Origin of the sequence: Cohnella sp. (assembly GCF_041640265.1) — a bacterium.
Classification (GTDB): Bacteria; Bacillota; Bacilli; order Paenibacillales; family Paenibacillaceae; genus Cohnella.
The window spans coordinates 417,911-442,078 of sequence record NZ_JBEQAP010000001.1 but is presented as its reverse complement, the minus strand read 5'-3'; the positions used below and the strand labels follow the sequence as shown (position 1 = coordinate 442,078).

19 protein-coding genes are annotated in these 24,168 nt (G+C 43.6%); 18 read left to right on the top strand and 1 reads right to left on the bottom strand.

Annotation, left to right across the window (positions count from 1 at the left end):
• The first annotated feature begins 561 nt into the window (after positions 1 to 561).
• The 7 genes from ppc to glmM all read left to right on the top strand — a co-directional run bounded on the left by ppc (position 562) and on the right by glmM (position 9,364).
• Positions 562 to 3,354 (top strand): phosphoenolpyruvate carboxylase, encoded by a 2,793-nt coding sequence (ppc, locus tag ACESLK_RS01915; protein WP_372661351.1) that lies wholly within the window; start codon positions 562 to 564, stop codon positions 3,352 to 3,354.
• A 65-nt stretch (positions 3,355 to 3,419) separates the two neighbouring features.
• A complete protein-coding gene (locus tag ACESLK_RS01910; RefSeq protein WP_372661348.1) occupies positions 3,420 to 4,346 on the top strand; it encodes an EamA family transporter in 927 nt (308 codons plus the stop codon).
• 2 nt (positions 4,347 to 4,348) lie between these two features.
• Entirely contained in the window at positions 4,349 to 4,915 is a 567-nt protein-coding gene (sigW, locus tag ACESLK_RS01905; RefSeq protein WP_372661400.1) for an RNA polymerase sigma factor SigW, read from the top strand.
• A gap of 99 nt (positions 4,916 to 5,014) precedes the next feature.
• On the top strand, positions 5,015 to 5,638 hold the full coding sequence (locus tag ACESLK_RS01900; protein ID WP_372661345.1) for a zf-HC2 domain-containing protein: 624 nt from the start codon (positions 5,015 to 5,017) through the stop codon (positions 5,636 to 5,638).
• A 200-nt stretch (positions 5,639 to 5,838) separates the two neighbouring features.
• Positions 5,839 to 6,672 carry a diadenylate cyclase CdaA gene (gene cdaA / locus ACESLK_RS01895; protein ID WP_372661343.1) on the top strand — a complete coding sequence of 278 codons (834 nt, stop codon included), beginning with the start codon at positions 5,839 to 5,841 and terminating at the stop codon, positions 6,670 to 6,672.
• Positions 6,665 to 7,939, top strand: coding sequence for a CdaR family protein (locus tag ACESLK_RS01890; RefSeq protein ID WP_372661340.1), 1,275 nt, complete (start codon positions 6,665 to 6,667; stop codon positions 7,937 to 7,939). The genes cdaA and ACESLK_RS01890 overlap by 8 nt, the downstream gene beginning before the upstream one ends.
• A gap of 84 nt (positions 7,940 to 8,023) precedes the next feature.
• Positions 8,024 to 9,364 carry a phosphoglucosamine mutase gene (gene glmM / locus ACESLK_RS01885; protein WP_372661337.1) on the top strand — a complete coding sequence of 447 codons (1,341 nt, stop codon included), beginning with the start codon at positions 8,024 to 8,026 and terminating at the stop codon, positions 9,362 to 9,364.
• 68 nt (positions 9,365 to 9,432) lie between these two features.
• Here glmM and ACESLK_RS01880 read toward each other — a convergent pair whose 3' ends face one another.
• Positions 9,433 to 9,798, bottom strand: coding sequence for a hypothetical protein (locus ACESLK_RS01880; protein ID WP_372661334.1), 366 nt, complete (start codon positions 9,796 to 9,798; stop codon positions 9,433 to 9,435).
• Between the two features lie 621 nt (positions 9,799 to 10,419).
• On the opposite strand from ACESLK_RS01880, the gene glmS reads away from it, so the two are divergent.
• The 11 genes from glmS to ACESLK_RS01830 all read left to right on the top strand — a co-directional run bounded on the left by glmS (position 10,420) and on the right by ACESLK_RS01830 (position 24,110).
• Entirely contained in the window at positions 10,420 to 12,252 is a 1,833-nt protein-coding gene (gene glmS, locus ACESLK_RS01875) for a glutamine--fructose-6-phosphate transaminase (isomerizing) (RefSeq protein WP_372661331.1), read from the top strand.
• Between the two features lie 307 nt (positions 12,253 to 12,559).
• Positions 12,560 to 13,399 carry a TnsA endonuclease N-terminal domain-containing protein gene (locus tag ACESLK_RS01870; RefSeq protein WP_372661328.1) on the top strand — a complete coding sequence of 280 codons (840 nt, stop codon included), beginning with the start codon at positions 12,560 to 12,562 and terminating at the stop codon, positions 13,397 to 13,399.
• Between the two features lie 13 nt (positions 13,400 to 13,412).
• Positions 13,413 to 15,596 carry a transposase gene (locus ACESLK_RS01865; RefSeq protein WP_372661325.1) on the top strand — a complete coding sequence of 728 codons (2,184 nt, stop codon included), beginning with the start codon at positions 13,413 to 13,415 and terminating at the stop codon, positions 15,594 to 15,596.
• Positions 15,562 to 17,307, top strand: a complete 1,746-nt coding sequence (locus ACESLK_RS01860; protein WP_372661322.1) for an AAA family ATPase — start codon at positions 15,562 to 15,564, stop codon at positions 17,305 to 17,307. Before ACESLK_RS01865 ends, ACESLK_RS01860 begins: the two co-directional genes overlap by 35 nt.
• An 18-nt stretch (positions 17,308 to 17,325) precedes the next feature.
• On the top strand, positions 17,326 to 19,128 hold the full coding sequence (locus tag ACESLK_RS01855) for a TnsD family Tn7-like transposition protein (protein ID WP_372661319.1): 1,803 nt from the start codon (positions 17,326 to 17,328) through the stop codon (positions 19,126 to 19,128).
• A gap of 46 nt (positions 19,129 to 19,174) precedes the next feature.
• Positions 19,175 to 21,049, top strand: a complete 1,875-nt coding sequence (locus ACESLK_RS01850) for a TnsD family Tn7-like transposition protein (RefSeq protein WP_372661316.1) — start codon at positions 19,175 to 19,177, stop codon at positions 21,047 to 21,049.
• Positions 21,050 to 21,165: 116 nt separating this feature from the next.
• Positions 21,166 to 21,303 carry a DUF7695 domain-containing protein gene (locus ACESLK_RS30100; protein WP_483862613.1) on the top strand — a complete coding sequence of 46 codons (138 nt, stop codon included), beginning with the start codon at positions 21,166 to 21,168 and terminating at the stop codon, positions 21,301 to 21,303.
• Between the two features lie 112 nt (positions 21,304 to 21,415).
• Positions 21,416 to 22,147 carry an NAD-dependent protein deacylase gene (locus ACESLK_RS01845; RefSeq protein WP_372661313.1) on the top strand — a complete coding sequence of 244 codons (732 nt, stop codon included), beginning with the start codon at positions 21,416 to 21,418 and terminating at the stop codon, positions 22,145 to 22,147.
• A 163-nt stretch (positions 22,148 to 22,310) separates the two neighbouring features.
• Positions 22,311 to 22,493 (top strand): hypothetical protein, encoded by a 183-nt coding sequence (locus ACESLK_RS01840; RefSeq protein WP_372661310.1) that lies wholly within the window; start codon positions 22,311 to 22,313, stop codon positions 22,491 to 22,493.
• A gap of 120 nt (positions 22,494 to 22,613) precedes the next feature.
• Positions 22,614 to 23,084 carry a hypothetical protein gene (locus ACESLK_RS01835; protein ID WP_372661307.1) on the top strand — a complete coding sequence of 157 codons (471 nt, stop codon included), beginning with the start codon at positions 22,614 to 22,616 and terminating at the stop codon, positions 23,082 to 23,084.
• Between the two features lie 75 nt (positions 23,085 to 23,159).
• Entirely contained in the window at positions 23,160 to 24,110 is a 951-nt protein-coding gene (locus ACESLK_RS01830; protein ID WP_372661303.1) for a helix-turn-helix transcriptional regulator, read from the top strand.
• Positions 24,111 to 24,168: the final 58 nt, after the last annotated feature.

Genomic DNA, 24,168 nt, shown 5'->3' with positions numbered 1-24,168 from the left:
AGATTGCCCTCCAACTCGAAAGGAGGGAATTAGGGTAATATCCCCCTCGGATTTTAATGATCCCCTCTCCAAAAATGAAGAGAAACCCCTACGTCTCAAGAGACGGGGGTTTCTCGACGATCTGAAGCCCTACATTTGTAGGGCTTTTTCCTATAAAGCGTAATGTTTTAAGGTGAATATTCTGTGTTGACAGTTTGTTATAAGACAGTGTTGTATGTAAATTCATAGGATTAGTTATTAGCATAGTTAATGACCGCTAAAATCTATTTCAGCAGCTTCACTCGTGTCCATCATCATCGTAGTGGCTAATGTAAGCAGGATCAAGTAATTACGCAGCTTACTATGGTTTCTTTTTTTCATTTTCAACCGCTCCCCTTAAGTGTTTAATTATGGCTAAAACATGGTAGGCTATTCTAATGATTATTTACACCATTAAAGCTGGATATGAAACCAGAAGTTATCAAAGTTGCTAAATGAAGAAAAAGAAGATTTTCAGCGGTCAATGTAGTATGATAATAGGAAGAGCTTTTTATGTTGAAATGTAGGTTTGGGGTGAGAGAGATGACGGAATTGGCTGCGAGCCAACGTTCCTCGTCCAACCATCTGCTGCGTAGAGATGTGCGCTTTCTAGGTAACATTCTGGGAGAAGTGCTCGTGCATCAGGGTGGTCGGGAGCTGCTGGAACATGTTGAGAAGATCCGGGAAATGAGTAAGGCATTGCGTGCAGAGTATTTGCCGGAGCTGTACGAAGATTTCATTAACACCATTAAAACTCTGGAGCCGGGAATTAGGCATCAGGTCATTCGTGCTTTCGCTATTTACTTTCAACTGGTTAATATTGCGGAGCAGAATCATCGTATTCGCAGGAAACGTGATTATGAGCGTTCCACCGGCGAAGCAGTGCAGCCGGGTTCTATAGAAAGCGTTATACAGGATATTAAGGATAAGAAGCTGTCGATTGATGAAGTGCAGGACATGCTGGCGGATATTTCACTTGAGCTTGTGATGACCGCTCATCCAACGGAAGCGACTCGTCGCGCCGTACTCGATATTCACAAACGGATTGCGGATGAGGTAATGGAGCTCGACAATCCTACATTAACGTACCGTGAGCGTGAGAAGCTTCGTGAGAAGCTGCTTAACGAAGTCCTTACTTTATGGCAAACGGATGAGCTGCGCGATCGTAAGCCGACGGTCCTTGACGAGGTTCGTAACGGAATGTATTTCTTCCATGAAACCTTGTTCGAAGTTCTGCCGGATGTATACGAAGAGCTGGAACGAGTGCTGCAGAAGTATTATCCGGAAGTAATGTGGCATGTGCCGACATACTTGAGATTCGGTTCTTGGATTGGCGGCGACCGCGATGGCAACCCATCCGTGACTGCCGAGATAACCTGGAAGACGCTTAACATGCAGCGCAATCTGGTTATCTATAAGTATGAGAACATCATTCGTTCTCTCATGCGTCAGATGAGCTTCAGCACGACTATTATCAGCGTGACTGAGGAGTTTACTCGTTCAATTGAAGAAGATAAAGCCAATGTGGAACTTCGCACGGTTGAAAAGTGGACGAATGAGAAGGAACCTTATCGAATTAAATTAACCTACATGCTTCAGAAGCTGCAGAATATGAGAGAAGAAGAGTTCAAGGATTCTAATCAGCGTTATCATACAGTAGCTGATTTGATTAACGAGCTTAAGCTTATTGATGAGAGCCTTCGTCATCATTTTGCGGATTATGTAGCGAATACGCATCTGAAGAAGTTTATTCGCCAAGTGGAGCTATTCGGATTCCATCTAGCGGCTTTGGATGTTCGTCAGCATAGCCAAGAGCATGAGAATACGATGAAGGAATTGCTTGCTAAATCGGGAGTGTCGGATAACTACGCTGCGCTTACCGAAGAGGAGAAGATCGAGCTCTTGCATGGATTGCTTGAAGATATGCGGCCTTTAATTAACGAAACGACAGAGCTAAGCGACTCGAGCAAGGAGTGCTTGGAAGTTTATCGTACGATCTATAAGGCGCAACAAGAATTCGGAGTCGGATGTATCACTAGTTATCTAATCAGCATGACACGGGGAGCAAGCGACCTTCTAGAGGTGATGGTCTTCGCTAAAGAAGCCGGATTATTCCGCCGCAATGAAGATGGCTCGATTACGAGCACGATTCAAGCCGCTCCTTTATTCGAGACGATTGATGATTTGCACGAGGCTCCGGCGATCATGGAAACCTTGTTCAAGCTTCCGATCTATCGTGAGTGTGTAGCAGCAATGGGTAACCTGCACGAGATCATGCTTGGTTATTCCGACAGTAATAAGGATGGCGGAATGGTCACAGCGAACTGGGAGCTGCGCGTTGCCCTTAATGACCTGACCCAGACCGCTAAGGCACACGACGTTCGATTGAAATTCTTCCATGGACGCGGAGGTGCGCTTGGACGCGGCGGAATGCCGCTTAATCGCAGTATTCTTGCTCAGCCGCCGCAAACGATAGGCGGAGGTATTAAAATTACGGAGCAGGGCGAAGTGTTATCCTCCCGTTACTCCATGAAGGGTATTGCTTACCGCAGCTTAGAGCAAGCAACGGGCGCACTCATTACGGGAGCGTATCTGTCTCGCTACCCTGCCCAGGAGAAAACAACGGAATCGCAGTGGGAAGAAATTATGCGTGGAATATCGATAGATGCTCAAACCAAATATCAGGATCTGATCTTCCGCGACCCGGATTTCATGACCTTCTTCAAGGAATCGACTCCGTTGCCTGAGGTAGGAGAGCTGAACATCGGCTCTCGTCCATCTAAGCGCAAAGGCAGCGATAAGTTCGAGGATCTTCGTGCCATTCCATGGGTGTTCGCTTGGACTCAAAGCCGTTACTTGCTTCCGGCATGGTATGCTGCGGGTACGTCCTTCGAAGCTTACGTTAACGGTGATAATGAACGTCTAGAAATCTTGCGGACGATGTACCGCGAATATTCATTCTTCCGTTCCCTTGTTGACAACCTTCAGATGGCGCTTGGTAAAGCCGATCTCATCATAGCTGGACAATATGCGGGAATGATCGAGGATGAAGCGATTAAGAATCGTATATTCACGCTAATCGAAGAGGAATTTGCAAAGACCAAAGAGATGATTCTGTCCATTACCGGGCAAGCAGATATTCTGGACAATGTCCCCGTCATCCAAGAGTCTATCCGACTTCGCAACCCATATGTCGACCCGCTGAGCTATATGCAAGTACAGCTTTTGACGGAATTGCGGAATTTACGGGCGGATAACCAAGATGATGCGGATCTTCTTCGTGAAGTACTCATTACGATTAACGGAATTGCTGCAGGCCTTCGCAATACTGGTTAACAAAGGAATGAAAGGAGGGCCCGGGTTATAACCTGGGTCCTTTTGTGCAAGAAAGCAGGTATTGCATGAATAGATCGAGTCGTTTGTGGCCTATTGTATTGGTTCTACTAGGTGCAGCGAGCTATGGGCTCGCAACAGTTGCTTTGAAACTGGCTATAACAGATGGCTGGAGCGTAAAGCATCTCACTTTCCATCAAGTTTTATCCGGTGCCGTTTTATTGTGGCTTGCGCTTGGCTTAACGAGACTGAGACGAGGAGCACCCTCCCTCACGAGCACATGGAGAGCTTGGCTCATGTTAGTCGTGATCGGTATCGTGGGTCTTTCGCTTACCACTGTATTTTATAATGAGGCGCTGGCCCGGTTGGATGCATCTCTAGGTATTGTCTTGCTTTTTCAATATACGTGGATTACGATCTTGCTAGAAAGCATTCGCAAGCGTAAGCGGCCGACTAAACAAGAATGGATCGCAGTCGTTTGTATTGCGGCAGGAACAATTCTTGCAGTCGGGCTCTTGGAGCAAGACTTTAGTCAGATAAATGGTTTGGGAATCGTCTTCGGGTTACTGTCGGCGGGTACATACAGTTTATTTTTCTTTCTAACTGGCTTTCTCCCGATACATCTAGACTCCATCGCAAAATCAGCAGTTATGGCAACGGTGTCTCTGGCTTTTGTGATGATACTCCAGGCTGCAAGCTTTTTCGACTGGAGCTTTGAAGGGGAATTACTCGGATGGGGACTTTTACTTGGGTTGTTCGGGGCTGCATTTCCCTTTTTCTGTTTTAGTTATGGAATACCCAAGATGGGCAGCGGCTTGGCTGCATTGCTCGGCTCGATGGAGCTGCCAGCTGCGGTTGTCGCGGCATTCATCCTCTTGGATGAGCCGCTGAGCGTATGGCAAGGGGCAGGTATCGGGCTCATTATGGCGGGGATCATGGCGGCGCAAGGTAAACCGCAGCAAGCTGCGGCAGTCGGTAAGGAAGGTGAGAAGTGACTTTGAAGCCATTAGAGACGCGATTGGCGCGGTTGGCCCGCAAAGGGGATCAGCGTGCGTTCGCGGAAATTGTGGATATCTATAAGGACAAGCTATTCCACCTCGCATACCGGATGACGGGCAACCGTCAGGAGGCTGAGGATGTTGTACAGGAAGCCTTCCTCAGAGTATATAAAAATCTGGATCGGTACGATGAGAATCATAAATTCTCCACGTGGATCTATCGTATCGCAACCAATCTATGTATCGACCGGCTCAGACAAAGACGCGCGGTGTATTCACTTGATGCGGAATCGTCAGATCATGAGGGCTTGGACGGCTATGCCATGATGCCAAGCGATGACAAGACTCCGGAGACTGAGCTTCTTCTGTCGGAGACTCAGAAGCTTATTCACGAAGCGATTGCGACATTACCCGTGAAATATAAATCGATTATGATTTTACGCTACTTACAGGATATGTCGCTTCAGGAAATATCGGATGTCCTCGAAATACCTGTTACAACTGTAAAAACCCGCGTGCATCGCGGACGTGAATTTTTGCGTAAGAAGCTGGAGCATAAGCTTTAGTGTTTCATTTTTAATCGAAATAAGTGAAACCGCGCCGCAATAACTCACGTACTGTATAGAAGTATTGTTGTGGAGTACATGTCTCCACTGAGGAAAGGGATGGCAGATATGAAGTGTAACGTCGCCGTCGTGTTCATACATGATTATCTAGATGGTGATTTGGCGCGAGAGGATATCAAGCGGCTGCAAGAGCATCTGCACCAGTGCCCGTTATGCCAAGCTCACCTTGAAGCGCTGTCCCGTACGGATGCGCTCATAAGGGCTCTTCCTGTAGAGGCGGCACCCTCACTGCTAGGTAATCGTATTATGAGCTCGCTGCCTAAGTCGCGTCGTCCGTCCGCATGGACTTCCTGGGTTCGTCGTCATCCAGCGGTATCTGCCGCTGCGATATTTATGGTTGTCATGTTATCAAGCTTCGTGGCTATGTGGAATCAGGAAACGCAGCTATCCGTTTCGGGTCCTGATCTAGAGCATGTTATTATTGAAGGCAATAAGGTTATCGTTCCTGAGGGCCAGAAGGTTTCCGGTAATCTGACCGTCGTGAATGGGACAGTTCAGGTGCTCGGTGATCTGGATGGTAACTTGACCGTTATCGATGGCAATCTGATCCCATTAGCATCAACTGCACACATAGCGGGTGAAATTAAGACCATAGATCGTGCGGTGGATTGGCTGTGGTACAAAGTGAGCAACTTTTTCGGGACGCTGACCTACGGCTCCTAACAAGCTTCGACGGCATTCGGCATAAGGCATCAGGCGTTCCGGATTGAGCAGAAAAACCTCTCTGGACAAGAGAGAGGTTTTTTTTGTGAAATGAACAGGATTTCTGGGCAAGAGTAGAGAAAGATAATAAAGAGAAGCAATTTACTTTTTCGACAATAATCGTCACAACTAATCCAGCGCCGGGACGGGGGGCAAGCGTCTTGGACTATTTTGCCGGGCTGACACTACAAAACTCCATTAAAGATATCATCGATGTACTTGTTGTAAGCTACATTATCTATAGGCTCATTATAATGATACGAGGTACTCGGGCGGTTCAACTGCTGCGGGGTATCTTTCTTCTGGTCATTACGTGGGCTCTAAGTACATGGCTTAATTTGTATACGCTGAAATGGCTGATGAACCAGATTTTCACCTTCGGAATTGTTACCGTTCTGATCATTTTTCAGCCGGAGCTAAGAAGAGCACTCGAGCAGCTCGGACGAGGCAAGCTGTTCATGCGTTCTTCACCAGAGGAACAGGATGTCAGCCAACGAATCAGTGAAGTCATGAAATCCGTTAATTATTTGGCGCTTCGCAAAATCGGAGCGTTAATTGTGTTTGAAAGATACACGGGACTCAACGATTACATTGAGTCAGGCATCAAGATGCAGTCTAAGCTTAGCTCGGAGCTGTTAAGCAACGTCTTTATTCCCAACACTCCGCTTCATGACGGCGCGGTTATTATCCGAGGCGATCAGATCATGGCTGCAGGCTGCTACTTGCCTTTATCCGAGAACCCATTCATTAGCAAGGAGTTGGGTACTCGCCATCGGGCAGCGATCGGTATCACTGAGGTTTGCGATGCGATATCCGTAGTCGTCTCAGAAGAGACGGGACAAATAACGCTTGCTCTTAATGGACAGATCGTTCGGGATATTAAGGAAGAATCTCTTATCTCCAAGCTGTTTGAGGAATTGCGTCCGCAGTTCAAAGCCAAGGGTACAGAGTGGAAAGCGTTCTGGAAGCGAAAGGATGGTGATAGCCATGGATAAATGGTTAAATCACCCGACAATCGTTAAGCTGGTTGCGCTCGGACTCGGTATTCTTATGTGGGCGGTTGTACACTTTGATCCGGATTCTACGCCGAACAACGTGTCTTCACTGGTTGAAACTAAGGTCATTAATAGTGTTAAGATTCAACCTTACGGATTGGATGAACGCAGCTTCGTCCTGAACAATCTAGCGCCCCAAACGGTCAAGCTGACGGTCAGCGGATCACGAAGCGATCTGCTTGCGGCTCCGGAAAGCTATGAGGTCCGGCTGGATCTGCGAACAGTGGGCGAAGGAACGCATACAATGAAGTTACAGTATGATTTGCCTAGGGGAATTCAGTTTGTGGAGATGACACCTTCATCCGTTAGCGTGAGTATCCAAGCGCTTGAAACGAAGGAATTCGAGGTCGATATTACGACAAGCGGCAGCCCGGCCAAAGGATACAAAGCCGGAACGCCAATTGTTAAGCCCAGCAATCGGGTTCATGTGACATTGCCGAAGAATGAGATCGCCGAAGTGCATAGAGTAGGGGCATTAATCTCCGTAGAAGGTGCAAAGGAAACGCTCAAGAACAAGAGTGTTAAGCTGGAAGCCTTCGATGAGGCGGGTAAGGTCATCAAGAATGTGATAATCGAACCTGCAATCCTTGAAGTTGAAATACCGATCACGAATCCATTCAAGACGGTTCCTCTTCAGTTCCGATTAGTCGGACGCGTTCCTGCAGGACTCAGTATCGAATCCTTTAAGCCGGATGTCGAGCAGGTGACCTTATATGGCCCGCAGGAGGAACTGGATAAGCTTGAATTCTTAAATGTCGACGTTCAACTCACCAATGTTAAGAACTCAGGGAAGCTAGCGGTTACGCTGCAAATAGAAGCACCTATTATTGAAGTTTCACCTAAGCAAATTGAGATTAGTATTGTTGTCGTCCTGTCGGCTACAAGGTCATTAGAGGGCTTGCCGATTATCTGGAATGGGCTTGGTGAGGGGTTAATAGTAAAGTTTGTCGAACCTTCAACGGGGAAAGCGGATATAACCATTCAAGGGGCTCCGGCGATTCTGGATCGTCTGCAGCCTGGAGACGTGGATGTAATTGCCGACCTCATCGGCAGGGGCCCGGGTACTCATACCATACCTCTTATCGTTAACCTGGAGCGGTTCATGGAACAGGTTGGAGGAACGAATAGCATTACCGTTGAGATCACGAATGATGTACCTGCGGCCGCGCCTGAAGAGGAAGGCGATGAAGGTGTTGTCGTTGAATAGATCGAAGAATACGTCATCAAGCAACCAGTAAAGGAACGAAATCACTTATTGGAAGCGCAGAATGAAGGAGCAGAAAAGTAACTTATGGGAAAATATTTTGGAACAGACGGCGTGCGGGGAGTCGCAAACCGGGAGTTAACGCCTGAATTGGCATATAAGATTGGCCGGTGCGGCGGCGTGGTGCTTGCAGGAACTGTTGAACGTCCTAAGGTGCTTATCGGATGCGATACTCGGATATCTGGTCCGATGCTGGAGAGCGCGCTGATTGCAGGGTTGCTGTCGATTGGAGCAGATGTTGTTCGTCTAGGGGTTGTGAGTACGCCTGCTGTAGCCTACTTGACCCGGGTGTTGGGAGCGGACGCCGGCGTTATGATATCGGCATCTCACAATCCGGTTGAAGATAATGGAATCAAATTTTTCGGTGGAGACGGCTTTAAGCTATTAGATGAGACGGAAGCTGAGATTGAGCGTTTAATGGATGCGCTGCATGATACGCTTCCACGTCCAGTTGGCGGCGGTATTGGATCCTTCACAACAGATTTCACTCTGAAGTCTCAGTACCTTGCGTACTTGAAAACAACAGTCGAGCATTCGTTCGACGGTGTCAAACTTGTCCTCGATTGTGCGCATGGTTCTGCTTACGAACTGGCACCTGAGGTGTTCCGTGAGCTAGGAGCAGAGGTTATCGCATATGGAGCGGAGCCGGATGGTTTAAATATTAATGCAGGCGTTGGTTCTACACATCCAGAACTGCTCGCGGCGAAGGTGAAGGAGCATGGAGCCCATCTTGGTCTCGCATTCGACGGAGATGCAGATCGTTTAATCGCGATTGACGAGAATGGTGAGGAAGTTGATGGCGATTATATCCTTTGCATTTGCGGAGATGCCATGAGACGTTCGGGCAAGCTTGCCCATGACACGGTCGTTACAACGGTAATGGCTAATATCGGATTCTTCAAGGCTGCGGAAACGTTGGGCTTGCGTACGGCGAAGACGGCGGTCGGTGACCGTTACGTGATGGAAGAGATGGTTAACGAAGGCTATAATCTTGGCGGAGAACAATCAGGGCATGTTATTTTCCTCGATCATAGTACGACGGGAGATGGAATCCTGACTGGGTTACAGCTGGTGGACACCGTTGTTGCTTCAGGCATGAAGCTGGGAGAACTGAAGCGTATAATGCGTAAGTATCCGCAAGTCCTAGTGAACGTACGAGTAGCAGATAAATCCCGTTATCCTGGCAACGTCGCTATCGCAGCGGCAGTCGCTTCGGCAGAAGAGGCGCTAGGCGACAACGGTCGCATTCTAGTGCGTCCATCGGGTACGGAAGCATTGATTCGCGTAATGGCAGAGGGACCGGACAAAGCTGATATCGAACGCCATGTAGCGGCAATTGTAGAAGTCGTTCGCACGGAATTAGTTTAGAGCGTTTAAGAGAAGCGCCTGCATCCCAATCAGATCCCTGATTGAAATGCAGGCGCATTTTCTTTGGATTAAAGCGCTCCCGATTGCCGTACGATCGACATCGCTTTATCATAATCCGCTTCTTCAACAATGGCAGTTAGCAGGATATCGTTGCCGCTGACCCGATTGTCGTAGCCTCCGGAGCTATAACCGCTGGCACTAACGCTTGTTGCGGCTAATATTCCTGCATCCCGGTCTCCAAATGTTCCGCTAAGCGTCATCGCTCCTAAGCTGGGGATATCACCCGTAGTAAGAATGCGATCCGCACCGTCTCCAGCATAACCGTCGAAACGATCGATTGCGGAATCGATAAGCTGCAGCCCTTTTAACTGCTCCAAGGCTTGTTGAGCTTTTTCAGGGGTGTTGAAGTAAGCGAGAATGGATTTTTCGGCCATTCGGCAGAACCTCCTTTTATAATCCGAACTCTCATCTAGGCTGAACAGGGTTAGCCCAAACTATGCAGAGGGTTGGCAGTGGATTCGAAAAAGCTATTGGATTATGTCTTTTCCGGGAAAATAGTCTTAGAAAGGTTGCAACACATTTTCAAAACGAATAAGATAAGGAATAGATTCTGGAATGGAAGGGCAGGGTAGGGGAGAAGAGGCAAGAAAAGCGCCAGAACTTGTCGGATCATGAAGCATTAAGGAAGGGTATGGATCGGGAACGGAAATGCGATCCGTACGATAAACTTCGGTAGTGTGTCTCATGAATCGGGCAAGTTGACGAGGTGGAGGTGTTCGGAATGTTCGGCGGGGACCTCCCGGCTTATCATCGGAGTCGACAATCGGAAGACAAAGCGCTTAGGGCAACCAGGCGTACAATATTCCGTGTGCGATGTTAATAAGAGTAATCATGGAGAGATGTCCGGCGGATCTAAACCAGCCGTGCGCGGGCATGTCGTTGGAAATGTTCGGGTTAAACGGAATAACCCTTATTAGAATACGGCTAATGCTGCTTGTACGGCTTGGTTTTGGATTCTTGGACAATAAGAAACCAAAACGGAGGCTTATATAAATATGTGCGGAATCGTTGGATATATCGGGTTTAGAGAATCGCAGCCTATTCTGATCGAAGGTCTGAAGAAGCTGGAGTACCGCGGGTACGACTCGGCTGGCATTGCAGTGTTTACGGAGCAAGGCCTAGAAGTAACCAAGACGGTAGGTCGATTGGTTAACCTGGAAAATCGCTTGAGCGGGGACCCGTTGCGCGGAACGGTTGGAATCGGACACACTCGCTGGGCAACGCACGGTAAACCATCGGATTTGAACTCTCATCCACATACGGACAATTCGTTGAAATTTTCCGTTGTTCATAACGGTATTATCGAGAATTATCTTGAGCTTAAGGAAGAGCTTATGCATCAAGGGCATCGTTTCTTATCTGAGACGGATACGGAAGTCATCTCACACCTCATCTCGGTGGAATATGAGGGGGATATCGTTAAGGCAGTTCAGCGTGCCGTGAAGAAAATGCGTGGAGCGTTCGCGCTTGGCGTATTGACGGAGTTCGAGCCGGATCGCCTTGTTGCTGTGCGTTATGCCAGTCCTCTTATCATTGGTGTAGGCGACGGAGAGAAGTATATCGCATCCGACATTCCGGCCATTCTGGAGCATACTCGCGATATCTATATCCTCAATGATGGGGAAATGGCGATATTGACTCGAGACAAGGTTGAATTGGTATCGATCGAGGGTAACCCTATCGCCAAGGAAATTTTCCATGTGGATTGGGATTTGATGACGGCGGAGAAGGGCGGCTACGACCACTTCATGCTCAAGGAAATTCATGAGCAGCCGAAGGCTTACCGCGATACTATGCTTGGTCGGATCAGTGAGGATGGACGTTCCGTAGTATTGTCAGAGTTGAAAATAACCCCTGAGCAGCTGCGCGGCATCAACCGTGTTCATATTGTGGCTTGCGGGACTGCGATGCATGCGGGTCTTGTTGGGAAAAATGTAATCGAAAGCTTAGTACGCATTCCGGTTGAGACGGATGTTGCATCGGAATACCGCTATCGTTCTCCTATTATTACGCCAGAAACGCTGGTCATTGTTGTCAGCCAATCCGGGGAGACTGCGGATACTTTGGCGGCGCTTCGTGAAGCTCAGCGTTGCGGGGCTCACGTGCTTGCGATCACTAATGTGGTGGGCAGCTCAGTCGCGCGGGAAGCGGATGATGTTATTATCACGCTGGCAGGACCGGAAATCGCGGTGGCTTCGACCAAGGCATACTCTTCCCAGTTAATTGCTTTCTTCCTGTTCGGGTTGTATTGGGCACAGACAGTGAGTTCACAGGATGAGGCATCAGTAGCGAGCGTCCTTACGGCGATGGAGTCTTTGCCTGATCAGGTTCAGCAGATTCTGGCTCAAGCGGAAGTGCTCAAGGAAGTCGCGGAATCAATCTCCCACCACAGCAGCCTATTCTTCATCGGCCGCGGGATCGACTATGCAGTTGCTATGGAAGGCTCGCTTAAGCTGAAGGAGATCTCATATATCCATTCTGAAGCTTATGCGGCAGGCGAGTTGAAGCATGGGACGCTAGCGTTGATCGAGGAAGGTACACCTGTTATCGCTCTGTTGACTCAAGAGGACCTCTACGAGAAAATGCTTAGCAACATTAAAGAAACAAAAGCGCGTGGTGCAGATGTTCTGGGCATTATCAACCAAGGCCACGAGGTAGAAGTTGCGAAATCCGTTGATCGCCAGTTCGCGATCCCTCGTACGCTTCCGATGCTGACACCTGCTTTGTCCGTTATTCCGCTACAGTTACTATCGTATTATGCTTCGCTAGCGCTTGGGCATGATGTCGATAAGCCTAGGAACTTGGCTAAGAGTGTTACTGTGGAGTAGGGGAGTATTTCTGAGTACCAAGCTTGTTCAATGACATTATAGTTAGTGCCTAGACATTATAGTTAGTGATTTTACACAAGAGTTGGTTCTTTAACATTAGAGTTAGTTCCTTTAGGTTTATTCGAATGAGCATGTGGGAATAAAAGTAAGAGTAACAAGTTATTTTTCAGCAAGATTATGCGTAAACAACCTAATTTAATGGCTTCGTCCTTGAGTTTTCAAGGGCGAAGCCATTAGTGCTTTCTAGGGGGATTGAACCTTCAATTGAATATTCAAATGTGAATGAATTTGAAAGGGGAGAGACATTATGTCACGTCGCAGTATGAGGTTATCAAAATTACAAGAAAATTATATTAAGAAAGGAAGAGGGCAGGGGATAGGGTCGGAGTATACGCCATTTATTCAAGCGCATGATAATAAAATTGCTTCAGAGGGATGGCTAGCTCGGCATAAAGGCTGGAAAACAGAACGCATTCATCACACCTTATCGGATCATGAGCGGAAGTATCTATATTACTGTGAGTGGCTTGATGGCGTGATAGATATTCGGGAACAGTGGCCCCTATTACCAATCGAGAAGACAATTGAGATAGCAAAACAACTCGGTATTAAGCATGCGAACATAGACGGTACCCCTATGGTTATGACGACTGATTTTAGGCTTACATGCAAAACGAAGGATGGAACTCGAGACGTCATTAGAACAATCAAACCATGTGAAAAACTGGACGGTCGTACATTGGAGCTTTTTGAGATTGAAAGAATCTATTTTGCAGAGCAGGGTATTGACTGGTGTATTATAACTGAAAACAAAATACCTGCTACTCTTGTAAAGAACATTGAATGGTTGTCGGAAGCAAAATATCTTGAAACAAGACCTAGTGTGGATGAGGAACTAATAACATTAGTATCAGATGGTTTACTTGAGGTATTTCTAAAAGATAATGGACAGACCTCGTTAACAAAATTATGTTTACGTACAGATAAAGATTACGCATTAGTGCGTGGGACTTGTATGTTCATATTGCAACATCTATTGGCAAATAAGAGGTGGGGAACCGACATGAGTAGCAGAATCATTAGGGAGAGCGAACCGATAGTTGTTTATACATTAGAAAATACGCAAAAGTCAATTCATTTAGCCTAGGAGGAAATAGAATATGTTAATTGTCGTCAATTCAATCATTGAAAGGTTGAATGAAAACTTAGAGACAGAACAGATACTTCGTGTGTTATGGATTGATGAAGAACAAGAACTTTTAGTAGTTGTGAACATTAAAGATCACCGAAATATGACATATCCGTTCATTATGAAATACATATCAATAGTTGAGGAAATAGAGAACAGAAAAAGCAAAATAATGGAATTTGAAGTAGATATGAGGTTATCATCTCCGAGCGAAGATTATCTGGATAAGTATAAAGTTAATAGAAATCGCAGGTGGGATATTATTAAAGATATAGTTGACGTCGAACCAGATATTTATATATCGAAATCACGGGGTAAGCTTATTAATATGGCTCATCTATCCTCTGGAAAGCCCAAAAAAGTTATTAGAGACTATTTAAAGAAATTTTGGTTCTACGGTAAATCAATAAATGGATTGCTCGATAATTATTTTGAGTGTGGAGTACCAGGAGAGCAGCGGATATATAAGCATAAACCTGGACCTGTTTCCTCAAATCGTTATTTGGTGACGGAAGCGGATATAGAAAACTTTAAATCCGCAATTCGTATCTTTCATAAACGGCAAGGAATGAATATTACAACTACGCACGAAAGAATGTGTGAAACGCTTTATAATCGTGGTTTTTACAGGAAGTATGGCGTAAGGGTGCCCATGGTAGATTCAGATCGAAGCCCAAGTTTACGTCAATTTCGATACTGGTATACCAATCATTCAACTGCTTTTGATCGATACTCAAATAAACATGGTAAACGAAGAGCTACCATGGATGTTCGCCCGATGCAGGGGGATGCCACAGAAAGAGCTAATTGCGTAGGTGCAGTATTTGAGGTGGATGCCACACGTTCAGATATTATTTTGGTTTCATTTGACCGTAAGACAATATTAGGTAAGCCAACGTTGTATGTGGTAATGGATGTTTTCAGTAGGTTTGTGGCTGGTTTCCATGCAAGTCTGGCTTCTGAATCTTGGTTTGAATCAATGCTAGCAATGGAACATGCAGCAACTAGCAAGGTGGAGAACTGTGCCCGATTTGGAATTGATATTAGAGAAGAAGAGTGGCCATGCCACTTCTTGCCGAAAAAACTGGTTGGTGACCGAGGAGAACTGAAAGCACAAATGTCAGAGAGGTTTGTAAATCTCAATGTTGATGTGCTGAATGCCCCTTCCTATCGTGGTGATCTGAAACCATTTATAGAAGCTAACTTTCATATCACTAATGAAACGATACGTCAGTTATTGTCTGGATCAACAGAAGCAAAACAAATTGTAAGAGGAGACAAAGATCCAGCTCGAAAATCTGTATGGACCATTGAAGAGTTTAATCGTTTCTTAATTATTTACTTTATGACTTACAATAAGAGCGCTTTAAGTAAGGATTATCTGCCTACAAAAGAGATGTTCGCTGATCAAGTCGAACTAACACCCTTAAAAGTTTGGAACTGGGCTAAAGGAAAACGACTCCTTCATGAGAAATCTAGAGATGAACTCCGTTATAATTTGTTGCCTCGGGGAAAGGGAAAAGTAACACGATTCGGGATTGAGTTTAAGGATCTATGCTATACTTCCAACCTTGGAGTCAAAGAGGGATGGTTTGAGGGGAATGGGAACGGTATTGATGGGCAAACCGATGTTGAGGTCAGTTTTGATCCAAGAAACTGCAGTAGTATTTTTCTAAAGCATAAAAAGGGTCTCATTCAGTGCTTTCTGACTGGGAGATATAGGGAATTTGAAGGGTTGCACTTTACTGAGTTTGAAAAAATTATAGAGTACCGCAATGATCAGATCAAAGACCAAGAAAAAGCAGAGAAGCAGCATCGGGCAGAGTTGCATGCCTTTGCGGACGATCTTGATAAAAAGGAAACGAATAAGACCAAAATAGCGACACAAGATAGGAGTTTTTACGCTAGGAAACAAGATAAACGTGAGGCAAGAGATGCCGATAGCAAAACTTGGGGTGCTATGAATGCGATGACCAATGTAGGTGATCCGGTATCAGCATCGAGAGCCGATCAGCAATCAGTTCAAAAGAATGTAATCGCTTTTCCTGCTGAAGAGAAGGATGAATATTCAACACCTATTAATAACAATGACATCCAAGCTGTTTTCTCAAGAAAAAATAATGAAAGAAGGAGGAGAAGTGAATCGGATGAGTAATAGCATAGCTGGATTAAAAGGAACGCATATTCTGGCGGAGTATAAAGAACAAATCAATCCTAAGAATCAAGGGAATCCGTTCATTGAATCATTACCAAATAGGATCGACGTGGATACCTTCATAGACGTTCTTTCTTCCGAACCCCCGATGGATAAGAAGTACAATGCTATGTGTGCAGAAGATCGTATGGAGTTCGTTCAACAAATAAGACCAGATTTCTGGTTGCCATTACCGACTCATTATGATAAATATCGGAACCTATACACGATGATTAAGATTGGTTATCAATCGCGAAATCCTATGCATGCTATGTATAATCGCCAATTTGCAATAGGTTGGGACGAGATTTTTAAAGCTGGCACTGATGAGAATGGTGCAAATTTAGCCGGAAATATTCAGACTGCTCAAAGCCTTGTAGAAATTGCAATTAACGGCTTTGGGAAGTCTCAAGTTTACGAACGAATGCTAACACAGTTGTTTCCACAGGTGATACACCACAGTGAATATCTAGGAAGACCTCTTCCTCAAACTCAATTAGTATGGTTAAAGGTCGAATGTCCTTATAACAAGTCGGTAGGTACATTCTGCAAAAGCTTTTACGCTGAAGTAGACAAGTTACTGGGGACTAATTACTATGAAAAGTTTGGTGAAAAACCCGGGACTATCGACAAGCTTGTGCTGCGGCTTATTAAGGTTGCCTCTCAAATTAATTTGGGTGTGTTAGTTATTGATGAGATTCAGAAGATTCAGAAGGCTTATTCTGGTGGCGAACAGGACATGATCGATTTTATCACTCAATTTGTAAATACACTTGGTGTGCCGACCATACTTATTGGTTCTTTCAAGGCATTGTACTTATTCAAAGACTCTTTAGCGAATACTCGAAGGGGGATTCCAAATGGCTACGCGGAAAATATTTCAGGTCATATGTTAGAAAGTAGCTGGGAATGGAATGAATTTATTGAAAATCTATGGGAGCTGCAGTATACAAAAACATATACCGAAATAACGCCTGGTATCAAGAAAGCGATGTATTATTACTCGTCAGGTATTCCTGATTTTGCGGTCAAACTGTTCATCCATGTCCAATCGAGAACTATCGTGAATGGAGGAAATGAGCGGATGAGTGTGGCTCGTATTCGAGAAGTAGCTGATATAAGCCTGGGTTTAGTACAGCCCATTTTTGAAAGAATTCGTGGAGGAGACCCCACAGCTTATAAAGATCTGGATGATGTTAAACCAGACTGGATGCCCCTAAACGGATATATTAAGGAAGTCACTCATCGGATTCAACTACATGGAAGTCTAACGGAAGATCATTCACGTGCACTTCAGCAAAAAAATAAAGTTGAGGTGTTAGAGAAGTTGACTGAATTTGCCTTACATCTTGTTCAATCACCAACTGTTGCAGAGGATCTTGCTAATCAAGTATATAATGCCAGCGAAGGAATGGGGGATATCTCCCTAATGTTTGGTCAGGTGGCACAACTCGTTATCGAAAAAGGGAATCTTACGGCAGAAGCAACAGATAAATTGCCTAAAGAACTGCCTAAAAAAATAAATACGAAAAAGATCAAGCCCGTTCTGGATTTAGACGATATTCGATACGTCGTCCAACTAGGCAATAAAAGAGGGTTAACTACAGAAGAGTCGCTCGAGGAAAAAGGTTATATAAGAGATGTGGATGAGTTGTTAGGAATTATCTCTTAAATGATAGGTGGGAGGTGGATGTCTCGATTACTAATGTTTCCGGAACCATTTCCTGATGAAGATATTAGGAGTATTGTTTTCAGATACCATGTTCGATCTGTAAATGTAGAATTTTATGAGAGCCGTTATGAATTGTTTGGAATTCGCTCATATAAACAGACCGTTTTTCCCAAAAGATTAAATGTACTATTTGAGAGGCTGCCCATTGGAAATAAATTCACCGTAGACAGTCTTCTTTATGAACATACATGGTACGGGTTGTATAAGGCGTTTTTTACTTCAGAGAGGAATAGGAAAATGCTTCATATTATGAAGTATGGTTCCGATACTCAAGGAAACCCGAATGGACAGCCAAACACGGGCTTTCAATCCATTTTATCTTCAGAGATAAAGTATTGTCCAGAATGTGTAATTGAGGATGAGCAGAAATTTGGAGAAATATACGTTCACCGTCTGCACCAGGTATCCTTCTTACATTCTTGTCCTAAACATCATGTGCGATTGTTGACCAAATGCCCAGTTTGTAAGTGTAATTATGGAAATGTTGAAACAGGAAAACTGCTTCAGGCAGCATCTTGTAAATTAGGACATGCTATGAATTCTGAACATGTTAATCTAGATGAGAGAGGGATCACACTTCAATATGATCTGTTAGAAGATATGATCTTTATAAGGGATAAACATGATGAGTTATCAAACGAAACGATATTCTTCAAGTGTTTAGAGCAATTATTTAAAAGGGGTTATATCACCTCAACAGGCGTACACTTGAAAAAAGCTCTCTTATCGGATTTGATTGCTTCTTATTCGCCTGATTTGATAATTCTCAATATGGATTTTTCGAGCGTTTATTTTAAAAACGCCATTCTAAATAGAGAGATGATGACAAATTTTATCGGCTTTTATCTCCTTCTTGCACGGTTTTTATGTGGGTCCTTCAAAGATTTTATGAGCTCACAGGACTCGTTATCATTACAGATTCCGTTTGGAGTTGGTCCATGGGCATGTGAGAATTCTAAATGTGTGAATCGCAACATTCCTAAGATTAAGAGTTGTATTCGAAAAATTGTAAATGGTAGATTAGGTACTTATTCAATAAGTTATGACTGTGAATCCTGCAATCTAACAACGATTTTGAAAGGTACTCCGACTTCATACAAAGTCTCATTCCACAATCGGAGAATTCTGGAGGTTGTTTCAAAAGATTATGGTTTACAAGAAATCATTGATGCTCAAGATCAGATGGCTGCAGGCATTGAGATAGATACATATCGAACTAAATTGCGGCGGGACTTGAGTAGACTTCTAGAGCAAAATACATATCAAAAACGTTCTGACATAAGGAGAAGCGCAGAATCAATGTACCGCTGGTTTATGAGAAATGATAAGGAATGGTTTGAAGATAAAATTCCTCGCAAGATAAGCCAAGATAGTATAAAACTAAACTTTCAGGAAATAGATCTGGATTTGCAAGCAAAAATTAGAGTGGCCGGTGAAGGCATTGATCCCAATTACCATTTACCTATTAGGAGAGGCACGATATTAAATTTACTTGATAAAAAAGATCACAATCGGTTTAGGCACTATTATCGTGACAAATTGCCAGCCTCGAACCAAGAGATTGATAGATTTGTCGAGTCCCGAAAGCAATTTTTAATACGTAGTATTCCTCGTCATTATTCAAAACTAGTAGAACAAGGTAAGGTTAAAGTTTCGGTTAATAAATTCAAAGAAACATCCGTATCCTATTATTTAAACGGAGATGATGAAGTCGATCATCATATCCTAATTTTCTTGCAAGAGAATGGCGCACTACTTTAATGCATTTAAAGTGAAATTGAATACTTAATGGTATGCTGGGAAAAATATGAATATAGCTGAATCAATTGGAGGAAGCAGTATGATATTTTTCCCGCCGTTATTTCCGGATGAATTGTTATATAGTGCCTTTGCTCGATATCATCAGAATTCAGGGAATGAAAACCATAAGGAGACTACGAAGGAACTGTTCGGAAATTCCTCTGTTTGTGCATCAATCTTGTTTCCTTCCCATATTAGTAACCTGTCTTTGAGAATGCCACTAGGAAGTCCCTATATATCGAAAGACTTTATACAAAAATATTCAATAATCCCATATTTCGGTCCCTTCATTCCGACAAAGAGATTATTAAAGATCAAGAAAGTAATGGAGCTAGGCAAGAGTTCTCCTGTCAATATGTTACTAGGAAGAACAGCCTCCACGATCTCACCGATGCAAAATCTTCAATATTGTCCGAACTGTGTGAAAGAGGATAGGGAAAAGTATGGGGAAGCCTACTGGCATAGATCTCATCAAGTGGAGGGAGTCTATTTATGCCATATGCATGATAGTACACTGCTAAAATCAAGGGTGGCACTTAGCAAACAAAGAAACAAGCATAAATTCGTACCATTAGAACACGCTTTGAGCAATAGTGCGATCCCAATTAATTTACCTGTTGGAGATTTGGGTCATTTACAGTTTATTGCAAAGCAGACTAATATCCTCTTGAATACGGAATATCCCTCATTTGGATTAAAGGAAATCAATCGATTTTATGTTTCTAGGTTACAGCATATGGATCTGGCAAATCATACAGGAAGAATTAGGTGGGCGGATCTCATTCCAGCATTTAATCGATTCTATGGCGTTCAATTTTTAATGAATCTGCAATGTTACATTGAATTCGATCAAGATGCGACCTGGTTACATAAACTATTACGGAAACCCCGTGTTACTTGCCACCCTTTACGCCATATATTGGTTATTGGCTTCTTAAATCAAACAATTGAAAGTATGGCCAGTATAATAACGAGTAGAAAAACTAATTATGAACCATTCGGTCAAGGCCCATGGCCATGCCTCAATAAAGCTGCTAATCATTATAGGATGTCAGTAGTTTCATTGTGTGAAATTACGAGATGCTCCAAGACTGGGTTACCCGTGGGGACATTCTCATGTCAATGTGGATATGTATATTCGCGGAAAGGACCAGATCATTCCGACGAAGATCAGTTTAAGATTGGCCGTGTAAAGTGCTTTGGAGAAGTATGGGAGGAAAGATTCCAAACTGTATCTAAGATTGATATGCCTCTTAGGGAAAAGGCGAGATTACTTGGTTGTGATCCAAAAACAGTGTTGAATAGGATCTCCATCAGTAAAGTTGTAATAAATACTATTGATATTCAGGAGAACGTGCACTATAAAGAAAAGTGGATAAGATTGATTGCGGATAATAGTGAATCTTCGATATCCGAACTTCGAGGTTTGAACCAGTCTGTTTTTTCTTGGTTATATAGACGAGAACGAGAATGGTTACAGGAACACTCGCCCCCAAAAATTAAGGTAACAATGAACCAGGGGCGTATAAATTGGGAAGGCCGGGATCAACAAACAGCGGAAGAAGTGCGATTATCAGCGATTGAGATCTTAAACGAAACGTCAGAAAGACTAATTAGGGTGACGAAAACCGAGATCGGACGAAGAATGGGTAAACTTCCTTTATTATTTAAGTCGCTCCATAAACTCCCTCAAACCGCTAATCAATTAAATACTGTCTTGGAGACAATGGAGGACTTTCAGGAGAGACGAATTAATATTAAGGCAGCCGAGTTGCGAAACACTAGTGCAGTAGTTAAGCGTTGGGAGCTCATCCGAGCTTCTGGATTAAGGGAGACATTTATTGATAACCATCGTGATATAATTGATAAACACATCCATTAGTAAGAGTAGAATAGTACGGTTCGATGGGAGGTGCTCTAGCCACCATGTCAACTTATTATTCATAAAGTGAAAACAGTTGTTGAGAGAATTGTAGAAAATTAAAAGGAGGACAACATGTGAAGGGAAGAAAAATCCTCCGGAACGCAATACGTTATAAACATTGCTTAAGTGAAATCGAGTCCACAAGCTTACATGACTATAAAAAATGTACTTGTGGTAAAGTTGCAGTTGACGGCGGTCATGAATATTTATGACGGCTCGGACCAGTGGAAGATTATGGGGAATTATCTGTTTGGGTGACCGTGTAAATGATACCATTTACGTTCTTTGTCGGTGAAATAATGAACGTAGAAGAGGATGCTAGCCATGAAATTTAATGAAATAAAGAATATGGTCAATGAAAGCAGCAATATCGTTTTCTTCGGAGGGGCAGGCACTTCCACTGAGAGTGGAATACCTGATTTTCGGTCCGCAGATGGATTGTATAATGCTGGAACGGACGAGGTGTATACTCCAGAAGATATATTAAGTCGTGATTTTTTCATGGAACGTACGGAGGAGTTTTATAAATTTTATAGATCTAAAATGATATACCCTGAGGCGAGGCCTAATCCGGCTCATGAGGCATTAGTGAAGCTTGAGCAGAGAGGGCAGCTTAGAGCCATCATAACTCAGAATATCGATGGCCTTCATCAGGTTGCTGGGAGTATCAATGTGCTGGAGCTTCATGGGTCAGTTCAAAGAAATCGTTGCATGGGTTGCCATACGATATATCCTTTGGCGTCAATCGTTGAATCATGTGTCCAAGTGCCTATATGTCAGCGATGTGGCGAGATCATTAAACCCGATGTGGTTTTATATCAGGAAAGCTTGGACATGGATCTGCTGGAAAGCGCGGCAGACTATATTAAACAAGCAGATGTATTGATCGTAGCAGGTACTTCTCTAACCGTTCAGCCAGCAGCAGGATTAATTCGGTTATATGAAGGGCGAAAATTCCTATTGATTAATAAGAGCGCCACGCCTATGGATGGTCTAGCAAATTATATCATTCCAGAAAGCATTGCCAAAGTGTTGGATGCATTAACTGCGGAATGAAGCTGCGTTATGTGATTAACGATCTGATGTGGGTATCATTTTTTTATTTCGGTCTAGGGGATCCGAATTTAAATATTGAGCGTGTTGCCATTTGAGTTCGCAATGGAGGACATCACATCCCTTCTAAGGATATATTGCATCGTCATCATTCTTCCATTAAAAAATGCTTAATCATTTGGATTTGGTGAATGACTTGCTCGTCATCGACAACAGTGCATTAAATGGGGAGATCGTTCTTGAAGCTGAGAACGGTAGGGTGAAGTATCAACATGCCAAATTACCAGATTGGGTCTTGCCTATACATATCCAATTACTTTTCCATAATCCGATTCATCCTACACTATAGTAGGCATGGCTTGGGTTATTTTTTATGTTATATGGAAACGTACATTCGCTGTCAAATAGATGCACTTTGAACATGTATACTAAGATAGAATACAGTCAGAAACACACTTGGAGGATTGAAATGTTGAATATACAGGAGCTAAGAGCAAAAATGATTGAAGCAATCCGATTAACAGGAACTGTAATTGAAAACGACCAACTTGAAATTGTCGATAGAGGGATGCCTCATAAGCCATCCGGTCTTCCGGCGGGGAAAATGGGCATCTATACTTTTATTTATCAGGATCATTTTCTCAAAATCGGTAAAGCTGGTCCTAATAGTGATGCGAGATTTAGAAGCCAGCACTACAATCCTCTGGGATCACAAAGCAACTTGGCTAAGTCTATTTTAAATGATATTGAATTTGCTAGCCAACACATTTCAATAGAGACGGTTGGTGAATGGATTAGACAAAACACAAAAAGGGTTGATCTATTCATTAATGCTTCATTGGGGATATTTGTATTAAACTACTTTGAAGCCTTTTTACATCTAATGTATCAACCCAAGTATGAAGGCTTTGATAATCAACGAAAAATCATCGGAAATTGAATAAGAAGGAAAGAGCTAGATCTTGTCGAATCATAATCCTCATAGATAGGTATCACGATATAGAGGAGAATTATCATGATCGATAAAGTCATACGAATCTTTAACATCATTAATGCGATTCAAGCAAATCCGGGAATTTCCGCAGCCGACCTTGCTCTGAAATGCGACGTGAATATCCGCACGATTTACAGGGATATCGATATTGTTACTCTAATTGCACCGGTTACCAACGAAGGAAGAGGCACTGGATATCGGTTTATGGGTAAGTTTTTCATGTATCCCCTCAATTTCACCGAGCAGGAAGCGCTTGTTTTTTCATTGCTGCCTTCAGTATTAGATCTCGACAAATTACCGCCAGGTTTTGAGACTGTATATGATAAAGTAATGGCAACTCATCGTAAGGAAAAATCTCAGCAAAACAGTATTATCGAGGATATCACTGGCATTATACAGATGGGGACGCCTGCTTACCGTAAAGAAAGCCCTAATTTCCTTCAGCCAATCATACAAGCCATCTTAGATCAAAAAACAATCGATACTGTATACCATACCCAATCTCGTAATGAAACTACTGGGCGTAAAATTGATCCTTATTACCTTGTACCACGTGATCAACGATTTTACTTAATTGGTTTTTGCCATTCGAAACAGAAAATTCGAACGTTCCGAATCAGTCGGTTTCTGAAGGTTGATCTTACAAGTGAGCCATTCGACAAGGGTGACTTCAACATAAAAAAGCATTTGAAAAACACGTGGTCGATTGAACAGGGTGAAAAGAACATTACATTCAAAGTGCGTTTTAATTCTGATGTTGCTCGATACATTAAAGAAGAAGAATTGTTTGTCCACCCGCGTATGAAAGACCAAAAAGATGGTAGTATGATTTTTGAGGTGACCGTGAATAACGAGAAAGAGTTCATTCGATGGATTCTGCAATATGGACCCGCGGCAGAAATACTAGAGCCAAAGTCCGTACGTGATTCTCTAAAGAGTCAGTTGGTTGAATGGTTGGGAATGTATAGTTAACCATATGAAGCATGGCCTCTTTCGCAGAGACCATGCTTTTTTCGTATTGTAAACTAAA